The 26016-nt window shown below is 32.6% G+C and carries 26 protein-coding genes and 1 tRNA gene; 18 read left to right on the top strand and 9 right to left on the bottom strand.

The genetic code is table 11. The annotated features are described in order from the left end of the window. From Y592_RS02700 to Y592_RS02685, 4 genes are read right to left on the bottom strand one after another with little or no spacing between them, the layout of a single operon-like run. A complete protein-coding gene (locus Y592_RS02700; protein ID WP_075665522.1) occupies window positions 1–2352 on the bottom strand; it encodes an ATP-binding protein in 2352 nt (783 codons plus the stop codon). After that, window positions 2333–3157, bottom strand: coding sequence for a 4-(cytidine 5'-diphospho)-2-C-methyl-D-erythritol kinase (ispE, locus tag Y592_RS02695; RefSeq protein WP_075665521.1), 825 nt, complete (start codon window positions 3155–3157; stop codon window positions 2333–2335). The genes Y592_RS02700 and ispE overlap by 20 nt, the downstream gene beginning before the upstream one ends. Next, on the bottom strand, window positions 3112–3699 hold the full coding sequence (locus Y592_RS02690) for an NUDIX domain-containing protein (protein WP_075665520.1): 588 nt from the start codon (window positions 3697–3699) through the stop codon (window positions 3112–3114). Before Y592_RS02690 ends, ispE begins: the two co-directional genes overlap by 46 nt. Window positions 3700–3702: 3 nt before the next feature. Then, a complete protein-coding gene (locus Y592_RS02685) occupies window positions 3703–5067 on the bottom strand; it encodes a GlmL-related ornithine degradation protein (protein WP_232218226.1) in 1365 nt (454 codons plus the stop codon). A 115-nt stretch (window positions 5068–5182) separates the two neighbouring features. Here Y592_RS02685 and Y592_RS02680 point away from each other — a divergent pair, with 115 nt between their 5' ends. The 6 genes from Y592_RS02680 (at window position 5183) to acpP (ending at window position 10599) form a co-directional block, all read left to right on the top strand. After that, entirely contained in the window at window positions 5183–5854 is a 672-nt protein-coding gene (locus Y592_RS02680) for a metal-dependent hydrolase (RefSeq protein WP_075665518.1), read from the top strand. Window position 5855: 1 nt separating this feature from the next. Next, a complete protein-coding gene (locus Y592_RS02675; protein ID WP_075665517.1) occupies window positions 5856–7115 on the top strand; it encodes a hypothetical protein in 1260 nt (419 codons plus the stop codon). Window positions 7116–7130: 15 nt separating this feature from the next. Beyond that, the gene (locus Y592_RS02670; protein ID WP_075665516.1) at window positions 7131–8330 is read left to right on the top strand and encodes an adenylosuccinate synthase; all 1200 of its coding nucleotides are present in this window, start codon (window positions 7131–7133) and stop codon (window positions 8328–8330) included. Window positions 8331–8342: 12 nt separating this feature from the next. Further along, window positions 8343–8675, top strand: a complete 333-nt coding sequence (locus Y592_RS02665) for a histidine triad nucleotide-binding protein (RefSeq protein WP_075665515.1) — start codon at window positions 8343–8345, stop codon at window positions 8673–8675. Window positions 8676–8699: 24 nt separating this feature from the next. After that, window positions 8700–10247, top strand: coding sequence for a tetratricopeptide repeat protein (locus Y592_RS02660; protein ID WP_232218212.1), 1548 nt, complete (start codon window positions 8700–8702; stop codon window positions 10245–10247). 121 nt (window positions 10248–10368) lie between these two features. Further along, the gene (gene acpP / locus Y592_RS02655) at window positions 10369–10599 is read left to right on the top strand and encodes an acyl carrier protein (protein WP_075665514.1); all 231 of its coding nucleotides are present in this window, start codon (window positions 10369–10371) and stop codon (window positions 10597–10599) included. A gap of 62 nt (window positions 10600–10661) precedes the next feature. Here acpP and Y592_RS02650 read toward each other — a convergent pair whose 3' ends face one another. From Y592_RS02650 to Y592_RS02630, 5 genes are all read right to left on the bottom strand, one after another. Beyond that, complete coding sequence (locus tag Y592_RS02650) at window positions 10662–11945, bottom strand: Glu/Leu/Phe/Val family dehydrogenase (RefSeq protein ID WP_075665513.1); 1284 nt, start codon at window positions 11943–11945, stop codon at window positions 10662–10664. A 179-nt stretch (window positions 11946–12124) separates the two neighbouring features. Beyond that, window positions 12125–13780 carry a formate--tetrahydrofolate ligase gene (locus Y592_RS02645; RefSeq protein ID WP_075665512.1) on the bottom strand — a complete coding sequence of 552 codons (1656 nt, stop codon included), beginning with the start codon at window positions 13778–13780 and terminating at the stop codon, window positions 12125–12127. Further along, window positions 13770–14945, bottom strand: a complete 1176-nt coding sequence (locus Y592_RS02640; protein ID WP_075665511.1) for a HAMP domain-containing sensor histidine kinase — start codon at window positions 14943–14945, stop codon at window positions 13770–13772. The genes Y592_RS02645 and Y592_RS02640 overlap by 11 nt, the downstream gene beginning before the upstream one ends. Beyond that, window positions 14929–15801 carry an Hsp33 family molecular chaperone HslO gene (gene hslO, locus Y592_RS02635; RefSeq protein ID WP_077197966.1) on the bottom strand — a complete coding sequence of 291 codons (873 nt, stop codon included), beginning with the start codon at window positions 15799–15801 and terminating at the stop codon, window positions 14929–14931. The genes Y592_RS02640 and hslO overlap by 17 nt, the downstream gene beginning before the upstream one ends. Before the next feature lie 13 nt (window positions 15802–15814). Beyond that, window positions 15815–16021 (bottom strand): hypothetical protein, encoded by a 207-nt coding sequence (locus Y592_RS02630; RefSeq protein ID WP_075665509.1) that lies wholly within the window; start codon window positions 16019–16021, stop codon window positions 15815–15817. Window positions 16022–16193: 172 nt separating this feature from the next. Between Y592_RS02630 and recJ the strand changes: the two genes are divergently transcribed. The 12 genes from recJ (at window position 16194) to atpG (ending at window position 26000) form a co-directional block, all read left to right on the top strand. Next, window positions 16194–19127 (top strand): single-stranded-DNA-specific exonuclease RecJ, encoded by a 2934-nt coding sequence (recJ, locus tag Y592_RS02625; RefSeq protein WP_075665508.1) that lies wholly within the window; start codon window positions 16194–16196, stop codon window positions 19125–19127. A gap of 8 nt (window positions 19128–19135) precedes the next feature. Next, window positions 19136–19753 (top strand): RuvX/YqgF family protein, encoded by a 618-nt coding sequence (locus Y592_RS02620; RefSeq protein ID WP_075665507.1) that lies wholly within the window; start codon window positions 19136–19138, stop codon window positions 19751–19753. Continuing rightward, window positions 19753–19829: transfer RNA gene (locus tag Y592_RS02615), tRNA-Arg, on the top strand. Before Y592_RS02620 ends, Y592_RS02615 begins: the two co-directional genes overlap by 1 nt. Before the next feature lie 22 nt (window positions 19830–19851). After that, window positions 19852–20919, top strand: coding sequence for an aminopeptidase P family protein (locus Y592_RS02610; protein ID WP_075665506.1), 1068 nt, complete (start codon window positions 19852–19854; stop codon window positions 20917–20919). After that, the gene (locus Y592_RS02605) at window positions 20916–21161 is read left to right on the top strand and encodes an AtpZ/AtpI family protein (RefSeq protein WP_075665505.1); all 246 of its coding nucleotides are present in this window, start codon (window positions 20916–20918) and stop codon (window positions 21159–21161) included. Before Y592_RS02610 ends, Y592_RS02605 begins: the two co-directional genes overlap by 4 nt. Then, a complete protein-coding gene (locus Y592_RS02600) occupies window positions 21145–21516 on the top strand; it encodes an ATPase (protein WP_088368846.1) in 372 nt (123 codons plus the stop codon). Before Y592_RS02605 ends, Y592_RS02600 begins: the two co-directional genes overlap by 17 nt. Then, window positions 21500–22342: a F0F1 ATP synthase subunit A gene (gene atpB, locus Y592_RS02595; protein WP_075665503.1), complete on the top strand. Its 843-nt coding sequence runs from the start codon at window positions 21500–21502 to the stop codon at window positions 22340–22342. Before Y592_RS02600 ends, atpB begins: the two co-directional genes overlap by 17 nt. Window positions 22343–22356: 14 nt before the next feature. Next, the gene (locus tag Y592_RS02590; protein ID WP_075665502.1) at window positions 22357–22608 is read left to right on the top strand and encodes a F0F1 ATP synthase subunit C; all 252 of its coding nucleotides are present in this window, start codon (window positions 22357–22359) and stop codon (window positions 22606–22608) included. 15 nt (window positions 22609–22623) lie between these two features. Continuing rightward, window positions 22624–23109, top strand: coding sequence for a F0F1 ATP synthase subunit B (gene atpF, locus Y592_RS02585; RefSeq protein ID WP_088368845.1), 486 nt, complete (start codon window positions 22624–22626; stop codon window positions 23107–23109). Continuing rightward, complete coding sequence (locus Y592_RS02580; RefSeq protein WP_075665500.1) at window positions 23106–23645, top strand: F0F1 ATP synthase subunit delta; 540 nt, start codon at window positions 23106–23108, stop codon at window positions 23643–23645. Before atpF ends, Y592_RS02580 begins: the two co-directional genes overlap by 4 nt. A gap of 4 nt (window positions 23646–23649) precedes the next feature. Then, entirely contained in the window at window positions 23650–25173 is a 1524-nt protein-coding gene (gene atpA / locus Y592_RS02575) for a F0F1 ATP synthase subunit alpha (RefSeq protein WP_075665499.1), read from the top strand. A 5-nt stretch (window positions 25174–25178) separates the two neighbouring features. Then, window positions 25179–26000, top strand: a complete 822-nt coding sequence (gene atpG / locus Y592_RS02570) for an ATP synthase F1 subunit gamma (protein ID WP_075665498.1) — start codon at window positions 25179–25181, stop codon at window positions 25998–26000. Window positions 26001–26016: the final 16 nt, after the last annotated feature.

Below are 26016 nucleotides of genomic sequence, written 5' to 3'. Positions count from 1 at the left end.
TTACCTCCTGCTCTTTTTTCCTTCTAGATGTTCATGGATTTTTCTTAATTTTTCGCTAACATAGTAATTAACAGAACCTTTTGGATATTTGCCTTTTTCGTTTAGTTTTCCGGCAGGTTTATCCATTAAAATTTTAATTGCTTCATCAACATTAGATACAGCCCAAATGTTGAAAAGTCCATTTTTTACGTCTTCCAATATTTCATCTTTTAATATTAGATTTTTTACATTTGCCATTGGAATTATTACCCCATGGGTACCATCAAGTCCCCTATGTTTACATAATCTATAAAATCCTTCGATTTTTTCTATAGCACCACCTATAGGTTGGACTACACCGTGTTGGTTAATTGATCCGGTTACTGCTATAGATTGTTTAATTGGAATATTAGATATTGCAGATATTATGGCTATAGTTTCCGCAAGAGAGGCGCTATCTCCTTCAACTACACCGTATACTTGTTCAAAACTTATAGATATTCCAAGTGATAATGAAAATTCAGTTGCATATTTACTACCTAAGTACCCCATTAGAGTTAATACCGCTTTGCTGTGTATATTACCACTTAAATCTGATTCCCTTTGAATATCGATTATTCCGGTATTTCCCACATATGCTTTGGCGGTTATTTTTACAGGCATACCAAATGAAAAATCTCCAAAGTGACTTACCGTAAGTCCGTTTATTTGCCCCACAACTTTTCCTTGGGTTTCTATCATTATTTCGTATTTTTTGAGTGCTTCATCATATTTATCCATGATCAATCGAACTCTATTTTCCCTATTTTTTATTGCATTGAGGATATCTTCTTCTGTTATTGTATCTGCATTCCGTAGTTTTGAATAGTAATCCGATTCTATTATGAGGCTTGATATTTCTCCCATTTTCATGGAAAGTTTATCTTTGTTTTCCGAAAGTCTCATTGAATACCATATTACCCTTTTTAAAGCTTTTGAATTTAAAGGGTTAAGTTCGTTATTTTCAACTACGCTTGATATGAAAGAATAATATTGTTTTATATTTTCTTTTGTTGCGTTCATTTCCCAATCAAACTCAACTTTAACCTTAAATAATTTTTTAAAATCCTCATCATATTCGTAGAGTATGTAATATAACTCTGGTGTTCCAATTATTATTACCTTTAAGTCTAAATTAATTGGTTCAGGTTTTAATGTTATTGTAGGGTTTATTCCATACGCACTATCTATATTTTCAATGGTAATTTTTTGGGAAATTAGTGTTTTTTTCAACTTATCCCAAACGTATGGAAATTTAAGTATATCTTCGGCATTTAGAATTAAATACCCACCATTTGCCCTGTGAATAGCACCACTCCTAATCATTGAAAAATCTGTGTATAACACTCCGGATTTTGATATGTATTCTACTTTACCAAATAAGTTTGGATAAGTGGGATTATTTTCGAAAACAACAGGAGCACTGCTTAAATTTGAGTTGTCCACAATTAAGTTTACGGTTAGGATGTGTTTTATATATCCCTTCCATTCTTCAAAGTTTTTGATTTTAACGCTTTGTTTCACTATATGATTTTTCAATTTTTCAAAGTGATTTAAAAGTTTTTCAGAGTATTTGAATTCTTCTTTAAGTTCTTCAAAGAGTGAATCAATGGAGAATAAAGTTGCATATTTGTCCAAATCGTTGAATTTTTCTCTATACTCAGTGTCGATTTTTCTTAATTGATATATCACTCCTGAGATTAAGTGGTCCAGTTTTTTTGCGTTTTCTTCGTAATTTCTTTTTATATCTTCAGGTAGTTGTTCAAATTGTTCTGGGGATAATGGTTTTCCATCCATTTGGGGAGCATAAACGATGCCCGTGGGAGTAAGTTTTACTACAAATCCCAATCTTACTGCTTTTTTGGAGAGTTCACTTAAAATTTGCTCTTTTTTTTCTTCATATTCCATTTCTAACTCTTTCTTTTTTTCTTCGTATTCTTCACTTTCAAATGTTTTTTGGATGTTTTTGAATATGTCTTCCGAGATGTTTTCTAACTTTTCCTTTAGTTTCTTTCCTTCACCTGGTGGAAGTATTATGGCTTTTGCAGCGTACGCTTCATCTAAATCAATGGTATAGACCAAATCGTGGTAATTTTTCTTTTTCTTGGAAAATTTTTTTGCAAATGAAATGGCAAAAGATTTCCTTCCAGTGCCACTTGGACCTACTATGAATATATTATATCCCTTTTGTTTCATAGAAAGACCAAATTGCATAGCTTTAAATGCATCTTCTCGTCCAATAAATGTTTCGCATGGGCTTATATTTTTCGAAGAATTTACTCTTGGGAATACAGAATTTTTTAAAGTTAAATCTTTATAGCTTAACTTTTTCATATTCAATCCCCCTTGGAATAAATTTAAATTCACCTTCTTTAAATGAAATACCGTATACTGCACTACCACTACCTGTTAGTGCAGATATTAAAGAAGCTTTTTTTAGTTTTTTTAGATTTTGTGAAATTTCTTTATTGGCTTTCGTCACTATTTTTTCGAATATATTGTATGTACATCTTTTTATTTCGGTTATATTTCTATTTTTATACGCTTCATAAAGTATGTATGGTGAACATGGCGCCTTACCAAATAAAGTGGGATTTAAGCTTTGATATGCTTTTTTTGTGGAAATACCGTTGGATGTAATTATATTCACTTTATAACCAGTTAATGGATCTAAAGGTTCAATTATTTCGCCTTTCCCTTTTACTATAGCCGTTCCGCCAAAAAGAAAAAATGGAACATCACTTCCTATTTCTGAGGCTATGTTTAATATCTGTTTTTTGTGAATTCCCATTTGATCAGATAAATAAAACAACAAAGCCGCTGCGTTTGAGCTTCCACCACCTAATCCTGCTTGCATGGGGATATTTTTTTCGAGAGTTATTCTAAGGCCAAATTCTGGTTCTTTAAATTTTGAGCAAAAAATATCCCAAGTTTTGTACAATATATTGTTTTCTATATCAACATTTGATTTTATTTCAAGTCCTCTATCGATTTTTGTTATTATTAAGCGATCATAAAGGGATATATTTTGAAATAGAGATAAAATCTCATGGTATCCATCACTGCGTTTTTTTATGACATCAAGGAAGAGATTTATTTTTGCATATGATCTAACGATTGCACCACTACTTTGCTCCATCCTTCCATCTCCTCAAAATATCTGCCTGGATTATCTGAAAATATTTCAATGAATTTTTCCTTTTCCTTTAAACCAAAATACTTAACATTTGCAATATAGCAAAGTCCTACGTGTACTCTGCTTACTGGATTGTCAGTTACATTGATTAATCCTAGATACTCTATATTTTTGATTTCAACATCAACTTCTTCGTTTATTTCCCTTATCATTCCTTTTTTTAATGCCTCAATAGGTTCTACAGAATCTTCTGTATTTATGTGCCCTCCAACACCTATTGTAACTTTATTGTGTAATCTTTTTTCTCCTTGGGCAGTAGTTCTTTTAAAGAGGAGAAATTTGTTGTTTTCCATTAAAATTATATATGGAATTACTTGTCTAATTGTTTCATCGTTTTCTGCAGTATTTCTATCTACGAATTTACCATATTCTTTTATTATTGAAATTATATCATATTCTGGGACTTTAATTAGACCTGTTTTTTTGTTACATAATTTCTCTACTTCTTTGGTTGGGATAACTAATACTTTTTCATTTTCATACATTGTTTAACCTCCAATCTCTTCTATATCTTTTTCTAGGATCTTCTTTCCAAAGTCTTTATCTATTTCCGTAGATATTACACCGATAGCTGCAAATATATAATATTTATCCCTAAATATCTTTACTTTATTTTGTGGTAAAAGATCCATCGGATGTAACTTAGAGAGATTATTTATAGACTTCAAAACTTGTGGTGCATATTTTGAACGGCTTAAAAATCCACCTGTGCCAAATAAAAACTTAATGGCTGTTAAATCTTTTCCTTCGGCTATGACTTTTCTTCCAAGTGGGGTATATATATGTTTTTTAATTCCCACGTGTCTTCTGATGCCTTGTTGAAAACAATACAGTGCAAGTTTTGCGATAAATTTTTCATCTTCATCTGTTTTTGGATATGGAGATATTCTTGTTTTTAATTCGGACAAATTTGGAAATTCAAGTTTTAAGTTTTCTTCGCCTATTAGTTTGATTACATTGTGCGCGTTTACGAATAAACCTAAATCACCTTCTACAGTGCGTTTTGCCTTTGGTTCTGGTGCTATCATTAATTCCTGTATTTCGTTACTTCCCTCTGTTACTGAATCTACATCGGTTGTTGCACCACCGATATCTATGGTAAGGACATCTTCGTAAATTTCAGAAAGAAGTTGGGTAGTTCTCATAACTGCACCAGGTGTTGTGTGGATATTGTAATCTACAATTTCATATATTTTTTCCATTCCCGGGGCTTTGGTGATGTGTTGGGCGAATATTTCCTTTATTATATTCCTTGTAGGTTCTACATTGAGTTGGTCAATTTTTGGATATACATTTTCCGTAATAAAAACAGTTTTTCCAGAATTCTTAAGTATATATTCCACCTGTTCTGCAACTGCAACATTCCCCGCGTAAATTATTGGGATATCTAAATCCAATTTTGATAGAACTTTTGCATTGTGAATCACCGTTTCCTTTTCACCGTAATCTACACCACCTGCAAGAAGTATGAGTTTTGGTTGGATTTCTTTAATTTTTTTTATGTGAAAGTCATCCATTTTTCCCGCCGTAATGTATTTAATAACTGCACCTGCACCTAATGCAGCTTCTCGTGCGGCACGCACGGTCATGTCATACACAAGACCGTGTACAGTCATTTTCAATCCCCCTGCAGCACTGCTAGATGCTGCAAATTTATCCCAAGTTAGTTTTTTTTCGCCGATTTTTTCTTTTAATTTTCCAATTGCCCTTTCAATACCTATTGTTACATCACCTTCATTGACGGTTGTCCAGTGTTCGCCTTGTCCTACAATTTTTACATTACCGTCTAAATTGTGAAATGCCGTAACCACCGTTGTTGTTGATCCTATTTCGGCAAAAAGTAGATCTAACATCACTTTTTCACCCCCTAATTGATTTTATCATGAAATTAATAAAAAATCTCTTGCAACTTAAAGTTATTTTAGAGTATAATCTTAAATGTTGAAGAGCAAAAAGGAGGGCGAAAATATGAGAATCACCTTTTTAGGTCATGCGGTTTTTTTATTGGAAACTAAAAAGAATATTTTAATTGATCCGTTTATTACAGGGAATCCATCTTTTCCAAAAAATTTTTCGTTACCAAAGATTGATTATATATTAGTAACTCACGGACATGGGGATCATATAGGTGATACTGTGGAGCTTTCTGAAAAATTTAATGCTACAGTTATTTCAAATTTTGAAATATGTAGTTATCTACAATCAAAAGGTGTGAAAAAAGTACATCCAATGCATATTGGAGGGGCAACAAATTTTGAATTTGGAAAATTAAAGATGACACCTGCACTTCACGGTTCTGGAATAATAGAAGGACGTGACATCATATATGGGGGTAATCCAGGTGGATTTGTAATATATGGTGAAAAATCTATATACCATGCAGGAGATACAGGACTTACTAAAGATATGGAACTTTTAAAGGGTGTGGATATTGCACTTTTGCCAATTGGTGGAAATTTTGTTATGGATGTAGATGATGCCGTAAAAGCTGTAGAGTTTATACAACCAAAGATGGTAATACCTATGCATTATAACACCTGGGATGTGATAAAAGCTGATGTGGATAGATTTAAATTGGAAGTTGAGAAATTAAATGTAAATTGTGTAGTATTAAGACCAGGGGAAAGTTTGGAGGTATAATGTGAAAAAAACGATACTAGTCATTCTATTGATATCTTTGAGTATGTTTTCGTTAAGCATTCCACGGTATATAGGAAAAGAAGATGTTTACATTGAATTTGAGGGACTACTAGGTTTTTTTGATGGAATTCCAATAACCGAAAATAGGATTAGTGGGCTTGATTTTGAGGATGGGGCACACTCGTTGAGATTGGTGGGAAGTTATCAAGAATTTTTGTTTAAGATTATAGTTGATACGGTTCCTCCTACTTTAGTGAATTTTTCAATAAGAGATCCAAACCTTGTAATATTTAAAATTCCGGTATATGAAGTAGATTATAATAGTAGATTGAATTTTTTTGAAAGAAAACTTGAAAAAACGGTTAAGAGGTATGATGTTGATTCCATGGTTGTCTGTGGTATGGATGATGCGGGAAATGTAGGAAATTTTATCTACATTCCTCCCAGTGTAGAAAATATTACACCGCTTGATTCAAAAACTCCTATATCTGGAATATTTGATAAGAATATACTTTTGAGTTCAAAATCTCCTTACAAGATTGTGGGAAAGATTCTTGTTCCGGAAAAATCTGTTTTGCTTCTTGAGAAGAACGTTGAATTAAAAACTATAGGTGTTGGAAATATAGTTGTAAAGGGTACAGTGTATGTTCCAAAGAATGTAAAGTTTACGGGAAACTTGAAATTTGAAGTTGAAGAAAATGGAACATTTTATCTTGAGGGAAGGGAGTATAAAGGTGAAGTTTCATCAAATGGTGGAAAATTGGTTTTTCTAAAAGACATAAATTTACCAATATTAAATTTAAGCAAAACAAATTTAGTGGTTATTAAGGATTCAACAGTAGACAGGTTAAATGTAGAACATGTAGGATTGTTGGTATTGGAAAATTCTACGATTACTAATTTAAATATTGCAAACACAAGAAAGGTAATTATTAACAAGTTAAACAACAACACTTTTATGGCGGAAGGATTAACTAATATGGATATTTTTTCTCTCTCATCTCAAAGCTTTAATGCAAGTGATTTTTCAAGAGTTGTAATGACTCATTCAAATATAGAAATGCTTTCTTTGAAAAGGGGAACGTATTTTCACGGTAAGGGAAATATCGTGGTTAATTTAAATATGGAAATGTATTCAATCGCTAAGATTTTTAATACTAGTATAAAAAAAATTGAGCTTATAAGATCAAAGGTATTTAAAAGACTGTCAAATATAGAGAACACAAAGAGTGATAAATTTTCGAGCATAGAAAACTTTTAAGTGAGGTGAATTAATTTGAAAAGTGTGCTTTTTGGTTTGCAGTGGGGGGATGAAGGAAAGGGAAAGGTGACGACTTTTTTTTCAAAAGGTTATGATTTTGTTGTAAGGTATAGTGGAGGAAGTAACGCGGGACATACTGTGGAATATGAAAATTTTAAAATGATACATCATTTACTTCCATCAATACACTTAAAATACGATGTTGGTGCAATTATTTCAAATGGTGTGGTACTTGATATTGAACAACTTGTGAAAGAAATTGAAGAATATAAAGAGAAAAATGGAAAAGAACCAAAATTGTATATTTCTGATTTGACACATGTAGTCTTACCACATCACAAGTTATTGGATAAAAAAATAGAAGAGATAAAAGGAAAAAGTGCAGTTGGGACAACGAAAAAAGGTATAGGACCTGCATATGCGGATAAAGTGCACAGAATAGGTTTGAGAATTGCAGATTTGGAATACAACTTTGTAGATAAGTGGGATTTTTTGTCAAACTTTTACAAAGAAATGTATGGAATAGAAATAGATGGGTATGATGGTATTTTAAAGGCTTATGAAAGTATTAAAAAGTTTGTTGTTCCACATGGAAAAATAATAGACTTAATTGAAAACAATAAGATTTTATTTGAAAGTACACAAGGGGTTTTATTAGATGTGGATGTTGGAACTTATCCATTTGCTACAGGAACAAATTGTAACACAACAGGTATTCAAAGTGGAGTTGGATATCCCGTCAAAGTGAACAAATTTCTAGGTGTTTTCAAGGCATACCTTACTAGGGTAGGGAATGGACCATTTCCAAGTGAAGCACTTGGTGAAGAAGGAGAACATCTTAGAAGAATGGGACATGAGTTTGGTGCGACAACGGGGAGACCTAGAAGATGTGGATGGTTGGATATTCCTTTAATGAAATACGCGATTAAGGTTTCTGGTGCTACTGAATTAGTTATGACAAAGAGTGATATCTTAAATGGTTTTGAAAAAATACCAGTTTGTGTAGGATACGACGTAGATGGAGAAAAAATAACAAAAGTAGAAAGTATGTCACTTCTTGATAGGGCAAGACCTATATATGAATATTTTAAGGGATGGAAAACCCATGATTCACAAGAATTTTTGGATTTTGTAAATTTCTTGGAAAAGGAATTGGAAAGAAAGATTAGTTATATTTCAGTAGGTCCAAAAGTTGAGCAAATAGTGGAATTATAAGGAGGGATAAATATGGATTGTGTTTTTTGTAAAATAATAAGAAATGAGATACCTTCTGAAAAGGTGTACGAAGATGAAGATTTTATAGTCATAAAAGATATAAAACCCGTTGCACCAATTCATCTTCTGATTATTTATAAAAAACATGTGGAAAAAATACATGAATTATCCGAAGATGATCAAAGACGTTTTTGGAAGATATTTTACATAATAAAAGAGTTAAGCGATAAATTGGGGTTTAAAGAATATAGAATAGTGCAGAACAATGGAAAGAACGCGGGGCAAGAAGTACCACATATACACTTTCACGTAATTTCAGGTAGAAAATTTGGAGGTATAGGATAAGGAGATGATAAAATCAAGGCAATTGTGTATTTACCTGTAAAGCCAGAAATTGCAAAAGAACAGAATTTGCCAGTTAAATTGCCCATTTTAGCTGAGGATATGCCTTTAATTAGCGAGATTAACAAGATTCCACTAGATGTAATACTAAGGGGATTAGAGGCTCAATATTCCGTGGAGAAAAATGAATATTGGGCATCTTATCTTACCTATTTCTATTATGAAAAGTTTAAAGAACTCTTAAACGATGAAAATTATGAGAAAGCAAGAAATTTTTTGGAAAAAGCAAAAAATGTAATGTATGATTACAGGTACCATTTTTATTATGGATTATTATTTTCAAAAGTTGGAGATTACGATAATGCAGAAGTTGAATTAAAACGTTCTATTTCGCTTAACCCTACTTTTTATTTGGGATATTACGAACTTGGAAATGTTTTGTATTTAAAGAAAGAATACGATGAATCCGTTGAAATGTATATGAAAGCCTTTGAGATTAACAAGGACTTTGCACTTCCCTTGTTAAAAGTAGGTGATGCGTATTTTGAAAATGGTCAGTATAAAGATGCGGAAATTGCATACCAAGCAGCTTTGAAGGTGGAAAAATTATCTCAAATTTTTCTTAGATTAGGTGTTTTGTACAATACCACACAAAGATTTGAAAAAGCAGAGAAAGTTTTTAAAGATGGTTTGTCAATTGAGTATAAACCGGAGATTGCGTATAATCTGGCATATACGTTGTCAAAACTTGGAAAACATCTTCAAGCGTTGCAGGTGTTAAAAGAGTTATCCAAAAACTTCCCGTCTTTTGAGGTTTACAACGAGTTGGGATTGCAGCAAAAATTATTGGGGTTATATGAAGAAGCAAGTGAGAGTTTAAAGCTTGCAGGTGAAGAGTACAGGGAAAATTATTTAAAATCTTTGTTATTTATTGATGGATATAAAGACTTTATTTTAAACGAATTAGAAAAATTTGATCCAGAATATGTTGCTTTTTTAAGAAAGGCTAGGCAAGAGAAAGATTTGATAGAGAGTAAGTTAGAAAAAATCCACTTTCCTTTTAAAGAACTTGAGTATGCATTTGATTTTACCAACGATGAGGGAGAGGTTATTTTAGGAGAACTTGAAAGGTATAGGAATTTTCCTTTTAACCAAAGGATAGTACTTGTTATTTCAAGTGGGTATATTGCTGGTGCCGATCCAATTTTAATAGAGAAGAATCTAGCCAAATCTTCATTTTTACTCTTTGATATAGACGAAGCAGTGGTGTTTTACAAAGTAATTCAAATCATTTATTTTGGTAGAGTATTTGGTGGCATGCCTTTTTCTGAGATAATTGAAAAAGTACTAGAACAGCTTTCGAATATAAATATTCCACTTTTTAAAAAAATGATTAATATGCTTGAGTACACAAAGACCTCTTTGGATGATTTTTGGGAAAATTTTGAAAAAACAGAGAATCTACCTAATTTTATTTTACAGTTAATGGAGCTTTTAAGCTATGAACCGGAAATTAATGATATAAAAGAAGAGACATTTATTGGTAAACTGGCAAAATTATTTATCGAATTATGATTAAAAAAGCTAGCAAACACGCTGGCTTTCATTTTATTGTTACAATTAAACAAGTTTAACATTTTTACTTGACACTAACTTTTAAATGTGGTAATATTTTGCATAGTGGGAGGTGAGTATTATGGAAAAAGTGCAAAAAATCAAAGAAATTATAGCCGAGCAACTTGGAGTAGATGTTAATGAAGTTACGGAAGAAAAAAGTTTAACAGATGATTTAGGGGCAGATTCTTTAGATATGGTAGATTTAGTTATGGCATTTGAAGATGAGTTTGGAATTAAAGTAGAAGATTCGGATCTTTCTAAAATCAATACGGTTAAAGATATTGTTGATTTAATCAGTCAAAGAGTATAAAAGGGAGGCGTGAGCCTTCCTTCTTTTTAAAAACAAGCCCGGGGAATAACCCCGGGTATTTTTTACATTGGGAAATATCCTCTTTTTTTGACTGCTTCTGCAACTCTTCCAATTGCCACAATGTAAGCAGCTGTTCTCATGTCTGTGTTGTATTTTTGTTTTGTTGCGTATACTTCGCCGAAGGATTTAGTCATAATCTTATGCAATTTCTTTCTTATATCATCTACATCCCAGAAGAAGCTTTGAAGGTCTTGTACCCATTCAAAGTAAGATACTGTAACACCACCAGCGTTTGCTAGAATGTCTGGAACTACAAGTACATCTTTTTCAATTAAGATTTCTTCTGCTTCTTCTGTTGTAGGACCATTTGCACCCTCGACTATTATCTTTGCTTTGACGTCTTTTGCAATTTTTCCAGTGATTGCATTTTCAAGTGCTGCTGGGACTAAGATATCAACATCCAATGTGAGTAATTCCTCGTTTGAGATTGGTTTTCCTTTTGGATATCCCTTGATTAATCCACCGTTTTCATCTCTATATTTGATTAAATCGTCAACATCAAAGCCCTCTTCATTGTAAAGTCCACCACTCACATCGCTTACTGCTACTATTTTTGCACCGTATTCTTCTGAAAGTATCTTTGCAGAGAACGAACCTACGTTACCAAAACCTTGAATTGCTACTTTGGCTTTGGAAATGTCTATACCACGTGCTTTACATGCTTCTGCTGCACTGATTGAAACACCACGCCCTGTTGCTTCTGGCCTTCCTTCTGAACCACCAAGATCAAGAGGTTTACCCGTTACGACTCCAAGTGTTGTATTACCTGAGTTCATGCTGTAGGTGTCCATATACCAAGCCATTATCTTTGCATTGGTGTTTACATCAGGTGCTGGGATGTCCTTTGTTGGACCTACCATCATTTGAATTTCAGAGAAGAATCTTCTACTTAATTTCTCAAGTTCCTTTTCGGAGAGCTTTTTGGGATCAACTCTAACTCCACCTTTTCCTCCACCGTATGGAAGGTTAACAACAGCACATTTCCACGTCATCCAGAATGCAAGTGAGGAAACTTCGTCTAAATTTGTTTCAGGGTGATATCTTATACCGCCTTTTGCAGGACCTCTTGCCGTATTGTGTTGAACTCTATATCCTTCAAATATTTCTACTCTACCATCATCCATTACTACTGGAAAATGTACTACCAACGATCTTTGTGGCCAAAGCAAAAAGTTTCCAATGTTTGGATCTAAATCCATGAGTTTTGCTGCTTTTAAGAATTGATGTTGTGCCATTTTATAGAGTGGACCTGGTGCTTCTAATCTGCCTAATTCGCTTAATTTCATTTTTTAAACCTCCCTATTGTGTTGTAGTACACCTAAATTATTACTTAAAATACTTGATTTTTCAATGCCGATATTTTGTGAAAATCCTAACATAAATCATTTTCCAGGCAAAATATTTGTATTTTCTTTTTTTTACTAAATTATGCTTTAAAAATAAAAAAGCTGGTCGTATGACCAGCTTAGGATAATCCTATTATATTTCCATCTTCGTCTATATCTATGTTAGTTGCGTTTGGAATTTTCGAAAGTCCTGGCATTCTCATTATTTCACCAGCTAGAGCTACTACAAATCCAGCGCCAGCGGATAACTCAAAATCCCTTATTGTAAAATCATAATTTTTTGGTGCGTTTATTTTCTTGGGGTCATCAGATATACTTGATTGAGTTTTTGCAACAATTACTGGTAAGTTTTCAAATCCATGGCGTTTTAGGAATTTTAATTTACTCTTTGCTTTATCTGTGTATATAACTTTTTTTGCCCTATAGATTTTTGTTGCAAGTGTTTCAAGTTTCTCCTCTATGGACATATTGAAATTTACAATTGGTGTATGTGGGGTTTCTGAGATGTTTTCAGTTACAAGCATTGCAAGATCTATTGCGCCTTCACTTCCCATTTGAAATGCCCTTAAAAATGCATGTGGAGCGTTACAGTTATTTGAAAATGCTTTTAATTCATTTTCGGTATCTGTTGGAAATACATTTAATGCTACTACTACTGGTACGTTATAGAGTTTTAAATTTTCAATGTGTGTTTTTAGATTATCCATACCTTTTAGCATTGCGTCTACATTTTCTTTGGACAAATCATTTTTATTTACCCCACCATGGTATTTTAATGCTTTTATTGTTGCTACCAATACAACAGCATTTACATTGAAATTGGCAACTTGTGTGACAAAATCTAAGTATTTTTCTGCACCTAAATCTGCGGCAAATCCTGCCTCAGTAACGACGTAATCTGCTAATTTTAGTGCCATTTTTGTAGATATTATGCTATTTGTACCATGAGCAATATTTGCAAAAGGTCCACCATGAATAAACGCCGGTGTGTTTTCTATTGTTTGTACAAGATTTGGTTTAATCGCATCTTTTAAAAGTACTGTAAGAGCGCCTTCTATTTTTAAATCTCTGACTTTTATTAGTTTTTTATCAAAGCTTTCTGCAAGTACTATATTTCCAAGTCTTTCTTTTAAATCTTTTAAGTCTTTTGCAAGACAGAGTATCGCCATTATTTCCGATGCAGCGGTTATTATAAATCCATCTTCCCTTGGAAGACCATTTGTATTTCCGCCAAGTCCTACAACGATTTGTCTTAGTGCACGATCATTCATATCCATTGTTCTCTTCCAGAATACTTTCGCGGGATTTATTTTTAATTCATTTCCAAATTTAATGTGTGAATCTATTACAGCGGATATTAGGTTGTGTGCAGATGAAATAGCATGAATATCTCCTGTAAAGTGTAAGTTTATATTTTCCATGGGAAGCACTTGAGAATATCCACCACCTGCTGCACCACCTTTAATACCAAAAACAGGTCCAAGCGAGGGTTCTCTTAACGTTACTATGGATTTTTTTCCCAATTTGTTTAATGCCATTGAAAGACCAATACTCGTTGTAGTTTTCCCCTCACCTGCGGGAGTTGGGGTTATAGCAGTTACTAATATGAGTTTTCCATCTTTTCTTTCGCTTATTTTTTTTAAAAAGTTTAGATTTACTTTTGCAATGAATTTTCCGTATGGTTCAATGTATTCTTCATCGATACCTATTTCCTTTGCTATTTCCGATATTTTTTTTAACTTTGCCTCCCTTGCGATTTCGATATCAGATTTCATATCTTTCACCCCTTTCAATAACGAATGTAGTATGAGTTGAGTTTTTTAAATACATATTTAATCCCATTTGATTGCATAACTTTTTAACTATATATAATCCCAATCCATGACCTTTTGAAGTTCTAGATTTTGAAAATTTCTCAAAAATTTTTTCTTTAAGCTCTTTTGGTATGCCTTGCCCATGATCTTTAATTTCTATTTTGTCTTTTTGAAGTAAGATTTCAACAGGAGGTTTTCCGTGTATTAATGCATTTTTGATCAAATTTTTAATGACAATTTCCAGGGCTTCTTTGTTTGCTTCTATAGTACCATCTCCGGATATTACCACATTGTTGTCTGTTATAATACCTTCAATAAAAGGTCTTAGATGTATTTGTTCTTTTTCAAGTTCATAATTTTTTGAAATCATTATCATATTTTCAACTAATTCTCTCATTTTGTTTGCAGATTGTACAATGTTTTCAATACCTTCTTTTAAAATCTCTTTGTTTTTCATGCCCCATCTTTGTAGCATTTTTGAATAACCAATTAGATTTGCTATAGGGGTTTTTAATTCGTGAGAAACATTTGAAACAAATTCCTCTTGTAATTTGTAATTTTTTTCAACTTTATCCATTAACTCGTTGAATTTTTCAACGAGTTCTTCAACTTCGTCGTTGGTGTGTGGATTTATAAACCTATAGTTGAGATCGTTTCCTGTTAGTTTTGAAATCTTATTTACAAAGTCATGTAAGTGTTTTAACGATTTTTTAGTTATAAAATAGGTGAGTGTACTTATCAATGTAATAGAAATTAAAAATAAAATGATGATCTTTTTTTTAATGTTTAATATGGATTCTTCAATGGGGGTAATATCTTTTCCAAAAATAGTGTTTTGCTTTTTTACAAATAAATAAGTTCTATCGCTTATTTTTACTTTTCCTTCTTTTTTAACAATCCCTATGTTATATGGATCCAAAATTAAAATACCATTCCTTAATATGTATATATCTTTTCTCATAAAAGGTTGCATCATATGTCCCTTTGGATTCGTTCTTAGCAAATCTTCTTTCGTGGATTTTATCATTAGTGAATCTATAGTAGAGTACAAAAATATTAATACCAAAGCTAAAATTGTAGTTGAAATTAAAGTGACAATGTACGTAACTTTAGTTGAGATGCTCATTTTTTTCCTCCAAGATTTTTTTAATCTCTGGAATTTTAACAATGTATTTTGTACTACACCATTTACATTCAACTTCCACGTCTTCATTTTTTTCTAAAATTTCTTTTAATTCTTCAATTTTTAATAATCTTATTGAATCTATGGCTTTTTCATGTGAACAACTACATTTAAATTGGACGTTGTGTTTTTCTATTTTTTCAATTTTATCACCAAAGACATACTCTAATGCATCTATTGCAGAATGGTTTTCCAAAAAGTTAGTTATTGGAGTGATCTCTTTGAATTTTGTTTCAATTTCTATAATGCTTTTTTGGGAAAGGGATTTATCCAATATTTGAATAATAATTCCACCAGCACGTTTAATCCCATTTTTGTCCACTAAGACTCCTAAAGCTATAGCACTTGGAATCTGTTCAGAAGTGGCAAAGTAATGAGCTAAATCTTCTGCTATTTCACCACTAACTAATTTGGATGGTGTAACATAAGGGGTTTTTAAACCTAAGTCCTTTACAACTTTTAAAGTTCCATTACCTATTGCTTTTTTGATATCAAATTTATCGTCTTTGTTTAAAAAAGTTTCTACCACTTTGGGTGTAACATATCCCCTTACATCTCCGTTGTTTTTTGCTTGGGCAGCAATATATTTTATCTTGTTACTCCCTTCAACTATGTAAGTAAGTGTTTCGTTTTGCGAAAGCCATGGAATCATAAGTGAAACGCCGGTTAACAATCTTCCAAGTGCAACGGCTGTGATAGGAGATAGGGAATGTTTATTTGTTACCTCTTGGATAATATTTGTACTATCAATAACCGAAAACCTTACCCTAGCGTTGTATGCAATACCGTTTGTAACCAAATTTAATCACTCCTTAATTTGCATATTTCATGGTAACCTCTTTAACAGATTCAAAATTATCCGAAAACATTACTTTTTTTACTTGAAAATTGATTAGTTTGTTTTTGTATATGGTTTCCAAGAGCGCATCTACATGTGATTGAGAGGGAACAAAAAGGATAGGTAAAATATGGTATTCCGAGTCTCCAAGAAGTACAAGCCAATAATACGTGTTCCCCATAATTCCACCTCCTCGTTTTTTTGCGGTTCTTTTAGATTAGAACTTTAGTGCTGGTGGAACTTGGAACACTTACTATATTACTATAGTTATATTATACACTATTCTAAAAATATTTTTAATATGGTAAAATAAGTACAAAAGTAAAAAAATAAAAAAAGGAAGGAGTAGAATAGTGAAATGGGAATTGAAAAAAATTAATACCGAACTTTCAGAAAAGTTGGCTGAGGAATTGGATATTCCTCTACTTACAGCGCAATTACTAGTTTCCAGAGGTTATCTTACACCTAAAGATGCGTATAAGTTTATCAATCCATCAAAAGACGATTTGCGCTCTCCATTTTTATTGAAAGATATGGATAAAGCTGTTAAATATCTCTTACTTGCCCGTGAAAAAGGGTACCCTGTTTTTGTGTATGGAGATTATGATGTAGACGGTATAACGGGGACTGCAACCTTAGTGTCTTTCCTTTCTAAGTATGGTTGGAAGGTGGATTACTATATACCTAATCGTCTTGATGAGGGATATGGTATACAACCTGAAATTGTGGAAAGATTCTATAAGAACGGGTTTAGGGTGTTGTTAAGTGTAGATTGTGGTATAACAAGTTTTGAAGCTGTAGAACGGGCAAAAGAGTTGGGAATGTATGTGATAATAACTGATCACCATACTATCAAGGATGAAATTCCGAAAGCTCATGCGGTTGTTGATCCAAAAAGGGAAGATGAAATGTATCCTTTTAGGGACTTTGCGGGTGTTGGCGTGGCGTATAAGCTAATTTCTGCATTGGGACAAAAGTTAAACCTTAAAGATGAAGAAATCAATGAAGTCTTGGATATAGTTGCACTTGGAACAATAGCGGATATGGTGGATCTGGTAGATGAAAATAGGTATATTGTAAAAGAAGGATTGAAAAAACTCAATGAAACAGATAGGATTGGTCTTGTGCAACTGATGAAAAAACTTAATATTACAAATATTACCAGTCAAGATATTGGTTATAGGTTAGCTCCCAAGCTCAATGCAGCAGGTAGATTGTATTCCGCAGAGGATGCTTATAAACTGATTACAACTAATAATCTTTCGTCTGCTGAACAACTTGCAGAGATTTTAATGGGATATAACTTTACAAGACAAGAGATAGAAAATAAGATATTTAAAGAGGCTGTTAACAAAATAGAAAGTTCAAAGATAAAAGATTTACCTATTTTGATAGTCGCTGGCGAAAAATGGCATGCGGGTGTTTTAGGAATTGTTGCTACAAAGCTTGTACAAAGGTACAATAAACCTTCTCTTGTTGTATCACTTGAAGAGGGAATTGGCAGGGGTTCTGGTAGAAGTGTAGATGGTGTTGATATTTTGGAAGTACTTTCCAAGTTTTCCGAGTATTTTGAAGAAATTGGTGGACACCCTATGGCAGTTGGATTTAGTATAAGACAAGAAAAAATTAACGAGCTTATCGATGTGATTTCAAAAAAATTTGGTGACAGTCATTTTGAAGTGGATTCTAAATTGGAAGTAGACGCTGTTTTGGATTTAGATGATGTTGGAGATAATGTAATAAAGGCTTTAAGTTATTTGGAGCCGTTTGGACATGGGAATCCTGAACCTGTTTTTTTGATAAAAAATAATTTGGTTGAAAGAATAAGGTTCTTTGGAAATTTTGGAGCAAATGTAAGAATGGTGTTAAAGAGTAAAAATAAAAATACCGTTGAAGGAATAGGATTTGGTTTAAAAAAGAACTATTATGATATTCCAGCCATTCACGCGGTTTTGACTTCGTTGGATATTGTGGCTAACATAAGACAAAATGGTGTTGGTCCATTTTTGAATATCTTGGATTTTAAAATTTCTTCTGAGTATGAGGAAGATTATAAAGATAAATACTTTATATATTCCTTTACAAACGATTGGAAAAGCCAAAAAGGAGACGAATTTAGGGATTTTTGGGATAGTAGTGAACTTTCCCAAAGGTATGAAAGAATTGAAAAGTACCTTTTTAAAGAAAAACCATTTGTTTTGCAATCGGATTTGTTGACTAGGAATGCTTTTTTGCTTTATTTAATGAATAAAGGTAGAACGCTAGTGATAAATCCAACAAATATCGAGGCTTTGCATGTTTATGAAAGCTTGTCCAGACATTCACCTGATGGAATAACTTTTGTTAACTCATTAAATAGAAATTATTCAAAACATGTTATTACAAACCCTATAATGATTACTGAAGGTAAAATTCCTTTAGATGATTTTGACTTCATAATTTTGAATGAAATACAGATTTTGTCTTCACTGTCGTATGAATTATATGAAAAATTATTAAAAAAATTAGGGGAAAAAGATTTTGTTGTTACGAGTTTGTATAAGTTTGAAAGTAACATTCCAATTTTTTACGAAGAAAAGAAGATAAATTTTGGACTGGAAGATAAGCGGAATTCCAAAAAAACGATTGAACACGAAATTAATTCAATTGCATTTTTGTTTTCAAACTATTCATATGTGACAAAGTTTTATGAAAAACTAATTTCTAGAAGGTATGAATTTAAAGATTTGGTGTTTTACAGTCCTATATTAAAACCGTTTCAAAAGTGTGTGATTAGTAGTTTAATAAAAAAAAGAAGGATAAAAAAATTGGTTTCTTCAACTAATTCTGATGGATTACCCTCAATGTTAGAAAATGGTGCAGAAGTTAGAATATTTGATTTTCCGTTAAGCATAAAAGAGTTAATAGATGCAGTATCTGGTGATTCTTATGTAATCTTGCAACTTTATTATAACAGTGAAGATGCTTTAAAGAGAAAAAATCATCTTTTGAAAATTTTTCCAGATAAGAAGAGATTAGAAGAAGCAGTTTTAAGATTTTATGATTTAAAGATAGATAATAAAAATAAATTTATAGATTTTTCAAAAGATGTAAATATTTCTCCAAAGGTGTTAAAACATGCAATTCTTGATTACAAGAACGACAAAAAAATACTTAGAATTCTTGAAAGGGAGTTGGAACTTTCTTATTTTGAAAAATACACTATGACACTTTTAAATGCATCTATTAAAGATATTTACAAGATGATCGAGGAAAGAGAGATGTACGATGTTTATCTTAATATTTAGGGGGAAATATGATTTTAGCACTAGATTATGGAGATAAAAAAACAGGATATGCTATTGGAAGTGATTTTATATCAAAAAGTGGAACAGTAAATACCACGCAATTGAATAAGTTGTTGGAAAAGTTTCAAAAAGTAGTTTTAGGTATACCGCTTTCCATGAGTGGAAATTATTCTAAGCAAAGTTTTAAAGTTTTAAAATTTGCTTACAAATTAAAAAGAAAAGGCATAGATGTATTTTTAATAGATGAAAGATTAACCACCAAGATGGCTTTATCTTTTAATGCAAAAGATGACGATGCATTTAGTGCCAGACAGATCTTTATGGACTATATTAAAAACCCCATACTTTCCCAGAAATTTGTACTTGAAAAATTTTTAGATGTTGAATTTGATTGTGAAGATGTTGAAGATGTACTTTACTATGAAGTTACTCCTGTTAAGGGTAGAAAAGGAGATGCTCTAACTAGGAATTTTTCCATTGCGTTTTTGCATATGAAAGAAAAAAATTTTGTTTACAGGAATGAAGATACAATTGAAAAAAAGTATAATTTGGTTATTGTAAATGAAAAATTCAAAGATGTTGTGGATAAATTTTTAAAAAATGGTGGTAAAATTATATTGGTTTAGTGCCTGTAGCTCAATTGGAGAGAGCCCTGGACTCCGGATCCAGAGGTTGCGGGTTCAAATCCCGCCAGGCACGCCAAGAATTTGAAAGGGGGTAAATTATGGATTTAAATGATATACTGTTATCTAAGAAATTAGATGTACTTGTAGTTTTAAACATTGAAGGCTCAAATAAACCTACTACAAGGTTTATTTCTGGTTTTACTGGAAGTTTTTCTGGTGTAATTTATTCAAAAGATAGAAGGATAATAATTACTGATTCTAGATATTGGGAACAGGTAAAAATGGAATCGGAGTTTGAACTTGTAAAATACAAGGCAGATAAGCGTTTTTTGGATATTATAGTTGAGTATTTAAAGAAGATGAATGTAAATAGGGTGGGAATAGAAAAAGATAGGACTTTGACGAAACATTTTGAGTATTTAGCAGGACATTTAGATGTTGAATTTGTAGACGTTTCAATTGAGTTGTTAAAATTAAGGGCTGTAAAAACAGAGAGTGAGATTGAAGATATTAGAAAAGCTGTATATATTGCAGAAGAGGCTTTTAAAAAGACATTAGAAATAGTAAGACCGAAGATTACAGAAAAAGAAGTTGCAGCATATTTGGAATATCAAATGAAATTATTAGGCGGAGATAAGTTTTCATTTGAGACTATAGTAGCGTCTGGTTGGAGAGGAGCACTCCCGCATGGTATAGCAAGTGATAAAGAAATTGAGATTGGAGAACCAGTGGTAGTGGATTGGGGAGCGTATTTTAATGGGTATGCAAGTGATTTAACGCGTGTATTTTGTATAGGAGAACCAAGTGATGAGGTAAAAAATGTACACAGCATAGTTATGAAAGCACAACAAGAGGCCATCGAAATAGCACGTGCAGGGTTAACTGGTGCGGAAATTGACAAAGCAGCAAGGAATTATATAACTGAGAAAGGATATGGCGAATACTTTGGACATTCTTTGGGACATGGTATTGGTTTGGAGGTTCATGAAGAACCTAGATTAAGTTTTACAAATAGAGAACCTCTTCCGAAAAATTCCATTGTTACAGTAGAACCTGGTATATACCTTCCAAAAAAATTTGGAATTAGGATAGAAGACGATATATTGTTAACAGATAATGGTTGTGAAGTTTTGTCAAGTCTTCCAAGAGATATCTTTGTAGTATGAAGAAAAACAATATAGTTAAAGAACTAAATAAGTTGAATTTGGTAACTATATTTGGTGCAACTATCCTTGGAAATGTAATAATTTCATATTTTATTGGAAATTTTTTGGATAAGATTTTTAATACGGAAAAATTATTTACTATCATATTTCTCTTTTTTGGCGCGATTTCGGGATTGTACAATGCCATAAGGCAGATGCTAAAAGAGGTTGAGAAGGTAGACAGACGTGAAAAAGGTGATTAAAAGTTATGTAAATGTTATAATAATTTTGGGAATTATTGGTACGATACTGGGAACGATTTTGACAAATTATGAACGAAGTTTTATTTTTAGTTACGTTTTAGGTACAATTGGTGCTGTTTTATACGTAATTTCTCTTTATTACGATATAATTAACTTGGGTTTAAAGAAAAGGTCTAAAAAGGGTTATTACATAAGATATTTGTTTTCTGCAAGTCTTTTTCTACTAGTGGGTGTATTGTTTAAAGAGAAAGTATTAGCTTTGTTAGGTGTTTTTTTAGGACTTATAAATGTTAAAATAGGAGCTTATATAGTGGGTTTTCTGATTGGAGGTGAAAATAGTGAAAAAAAAGATTAGTTGGTTTCTAGTAGTTTTTTTGATAATTTATACTGTTTTGGGGATAATAAATGCATTATATTTTGTTCCAAAAGATACAGCTGAAGTTACAAAAGGACTTGCTAATAGATGGATTATACAGCTTTCAGATGAAAAAGCGTGGTATACTAGGATAAATCCACTTACTATTATTATGAGTTGGACTATAATAATTGGATTGATAGTTTTTGCAGTACGTGTGGGGAAGAATTTTAAAGTTATTCCAGACAGAAGACAATCATTTGCAGAGTCCATAATGGATTTTATGTATGAGGTTGTAGAAAGTGTTATAGATGATCCAAAGTTTGTTAGGCCCACATTTGCAATTGCCACGACATTATTTTTGTATATATCAATCTCGAATATAATCGGTGGTGCAATGCCAGGACTTAATGTAAACGTAGTTGATGGGCACGTTAAGTTTACCCTTTTCCAAGATACGTGGTTTTCACCCACTGCGGATTTAAATACAAATTTAACATATGCGTTAATGGTTTTTGTGATAAGCCATGCTTTTGCGATTAAAGCAAAAGGTTTTGGTGGTTGGTTAAAATCATGGCTTGAGCCTATGCCTATAATGTTGCCTATGAATATAATAGGAGAACTTGCAAAACCTATTTCACACTCTTTGAGGTTGTTTGGAAATATTGGTGGAGGAGCTATTTTAACATTTATTTTGACATATCTAGTTAAATATCTATTTATGCCAGTTTTCTATTGGGCGTATTTTGGAATTTTTGTTGGTTTAGTTCAAGCTTTGGTATTCTCAATGCTTGCGGTGGCATATATTTCAGAAAAAATATCATAAGGAGGTTGGTAGTTATGGAAAAGAGCTTGGCAGATGCATTAGTTATAATGGGAAAAGCAATTGGTGCAGGATTGGCAATGGGTATCGGTGCTATTGGACCTGGTATAGGTGAAGGTAACATAGGTGCTCATGCAATGGATGCAATGGCAAGACAACCTGAGATGGTTGGAACAATTACTACACGTATGTTGATTGCAGACGCAGTTGCAGAATCTACAGGAATTTACTCACTTTTAATTGCATTTCTTATACTTCTTACCTTATAATGTGAGGCGATATTTATGGATATGTTTGAAATCAATTTGACATCAGTAATTCAACTGATGAGCTTTTTGTTGCTTTTGTACGTTTTAAAAGTATTTTTATACGATAAGTATTTTCAAGTTATGGATGAAAGAAAGGAAAAGATTGAAGGAGAAATAAAAAAAGCTGAGCAATTGAGAAAAGAAGCAGAGGAATTAAAATTACAATCACAAGAAGAATTGAGAAAATTGAGAGAAAATGCAGATTCTATAATAAACAAAGCCAAAGAAGAAGCAGAAAAAATAGTACAAGATGCAAAGAAAAAAGCAGAATTTGAAGGAGAAAAAATAATTACTGCTGCAAGAGAAGAAATAAAAAGGGAAAAGGAAGAAATGTTAAAAGAAGTCGAGCAAAAAGTTGGTGAAGTAGCAGTGGTTCTTGCTATGAAGATCTTAAAAGGGACATTGGATGAGAAGGCAAAACGAGAATACCTTATTAAAATGTTAAAGGAGAAGGAAAAATGAGGTATTCTACTATTGCTTCAAAATATGTTAGTGCATTGTTGAAAATTGGAAAAAAATTAAATAAATTGGAAGAATATGGCCAGTTTTTAAAGGTTTTGGATATTGTTTATGAGAATTATAGAAGTTTTTTTGATAATCCAACGGTGAAGGTTTGGAAAAAAGTGAGTGTTATTAAGGAAGCGTTGGATAAATACAGTGATGATATTTTTCTAAATTTTGTTTCTCTAATTTTTGAAAATAAGAGGCAAAAATTTATTCCGCAAATGGTAGTTTATTACAAGTACGCGTCTGTAGATATTGAAAATAAGATATTAGTGGATGTAAAGAGTGCTGATAAACTTTCTGATGAGGAGAAAAAGGCTATCGAAGAGTTTGTTAAAAGGTATGTAGATAGAACACCAGTTATTGAAGAAAAAGTGGATAAAACACTTATAGCAGGTGCGGTAATTGAATTTGCGGGAAAAATGATTGATGTCTCGGTTAGTGGAAGACTCAATAAGATTGCAAGGGAAGTTTTTTCCTTGAGAAAGGGGTGACATTTTGAGAATAAATCCCGGAGAAATTGTAAAAGTATTGGAATCAAAGATAGAGGGTTTTAAAGAGGAGATAAATTTAGATGATGTTGGAAAGGTTATACAAGTAGGTGACGGTATTGCCCGTGCATATGGATTAAATAACGTTATGGCAAATGAAATGGTAGAATTTGTAGAAACGGGTACAATTGGTGTTGCTTTTAATTTAGAAGAGGATAATGTAGGGATAATTATATTAGGTGATTACAAAGACATCAAGGAAGGACACACGGTAAAAAGATTAAAAAAGATCATGCAGGTTCCAGTTGGTGAAGAATTGTTGGGAAGGGTTGTAAATCCTTTGGGTGTGCCAGTTGACGGTCTTGGCCCAATCAATACAACGGAATATAGAGATGTTGAAGTGAAAGCGCCAGGTGTTATATATAGAAAGCCAGTTGATACTCCTCTACAAACTGGTATTAAATTAATTGATGCCCTTATACCAATTGGTAGGGGGCAAAGGGAATTAATAATAGGAGACAGACAAACTGGTAAGACTGCTATAGCCATCGATACAATTATCAATCAAAAGGGAAAAGGTGTTTATTGTATTTACGTGGCGATTGGACAAAAAGCATCGGCGGTTGCACGTTTAGTAGATAAGCTAAAAGAAGAAGGTGCTATGGAGTATACTACTGTAGTTGTTGCAAGTGCTGCTGATAATGCATCTTTGCAGTATATTGCTCCTTATTCAGGATGTGCAATGGGAGAATATTTCATGTACAATGGAAAAGATGCACTTGTGATATACGATGATTTATCAAAACATGCAGTTGCGTATAGACAGCTTTCACTTTTGCTAAGAAGGCCACCTGGACGTGAAGCGTATCCTGGTGATGTTTTTTATTTGCATTCTAGATTACTTGAAAGAGCCGCAAGGCTTGATGATAAATATGGTGGTGGATCACTAACTGCACTTCCAATTATAGAAACACAAGCAAATGATATTTCTGCTTATATTCCAACAAATGTCATTTCAATTACCGATGGACAAATTTATCTAGAACCATCTCTGTTTTATGCAGGACAGAGACCTGCGGTAAACATAGGTCTTTCAGTATCTCGTGTTGGTGGAGCCGCACAAGTCAAAGCTATGAAAAAAGTAGCAGGATCTCTAAAACTTGATCTTGCACAATATCAAGAATTAGAAACATTTGCACAATTTGCAACGGAACTTGATCCTGCAACGCAGGCACAGATTACAAGAGGTCAAAGGTTAATGGAGTTAATGAAGCAAGAGCAATACGCACCACTTGAGGTGGAAGATCAAGTTGTTGTGTTATACGCAGGTATAAATGGATATTTAGACGATTTGGAAGTTGAAAAAGTTAAAGAATTCGAAAAGAGACTTTTACAATTTTTAAGGGAGAACAAAAAAGAATTGCTTAACAAAATAAAAGAAACAAAAGATTTAAATGAAGAAACGGAAAAAGAGTTGAAAAATGCCATAGAAGAATTCAAAGATGAATTTGTGAAAGTGTACGGGAAGTGATTTAAATGAGTAGGGGTAAATTACTTTTAATAAAGAAAAGGGTCCAAGCAACGGAGTCTTTGAAAAAAATTACAAAAGCCATGGAAATGGTGGCTACTGCAAGGGTAAAAAAAATAGAAAAAAGTTTACAGGGTGTAAGGGAGTTTTTGGATGAAACCGTTAGAATGATAAAGAATATAGAGCTTATAGGCGAACATCCATTCTTAACGGGGAATGGGAAAAAGGCGTTAATCGTTATATCAACAGATATGGGGTTGTGCGGGGCATTTCCCACTGAAATAGGAAGAGCATCTTTGAATTTTATTGAGAAAGAACAGATAGAGTATGTTTACGCTATAGGTAATAAAAGTATTCCGTTTTTTAGAAAACATCCAAAAACAAGAAGAATATACGAACGTGCATACGATATTCCTAATTTTGATTTTTCTAAAACTTTGACTAATGATTTACTAAACGATGGAGTTGGAATTATCTATGTTGCATATGGAAAGTTTAAAAATAGGTTGATCCAAAAACCAGAAATTGTTAAATTAACACCAATAACTTTTGAAGGTGTAAAATCTTCAAGGTATGAATTTGAGCCAGATATAGAAATGTTAACAAAGAAAGCAGTGGAATTCATGGTAGCGACTAGTATATATTCGTATGCTTTTGAAACGAAAGTAAGTGAGTTATATGCAAGACAAAATGCAATGAGAAATGCAACCGAAAATGCAGAAGAGGTGATCAGAGAATTAACACTTGAATACAACAAAGAAAGGCAAGCATCGATTACCCAGGAGCTTATAGAAATAGTTTCTGGCGCTCAAGCATTGCAAGAGGAATAATCTTAAAGGAGCGTGA

The sequence above is a fragment of the Thermosipho sp. 1070 genome (assembly GCF_001682135.1).
GTDB classification, from domain to species: domain Bacteria; phylum Thermotogota; class Thermotogae; order Thermotogales; family Fervidobacteriaceae; genus Thermosipho; species Thermosipho affectus.
Note: the sequence above shows the minus strand (reverse complement) of the source record. Positions and strands in the feature narration are given on the sequence as shown.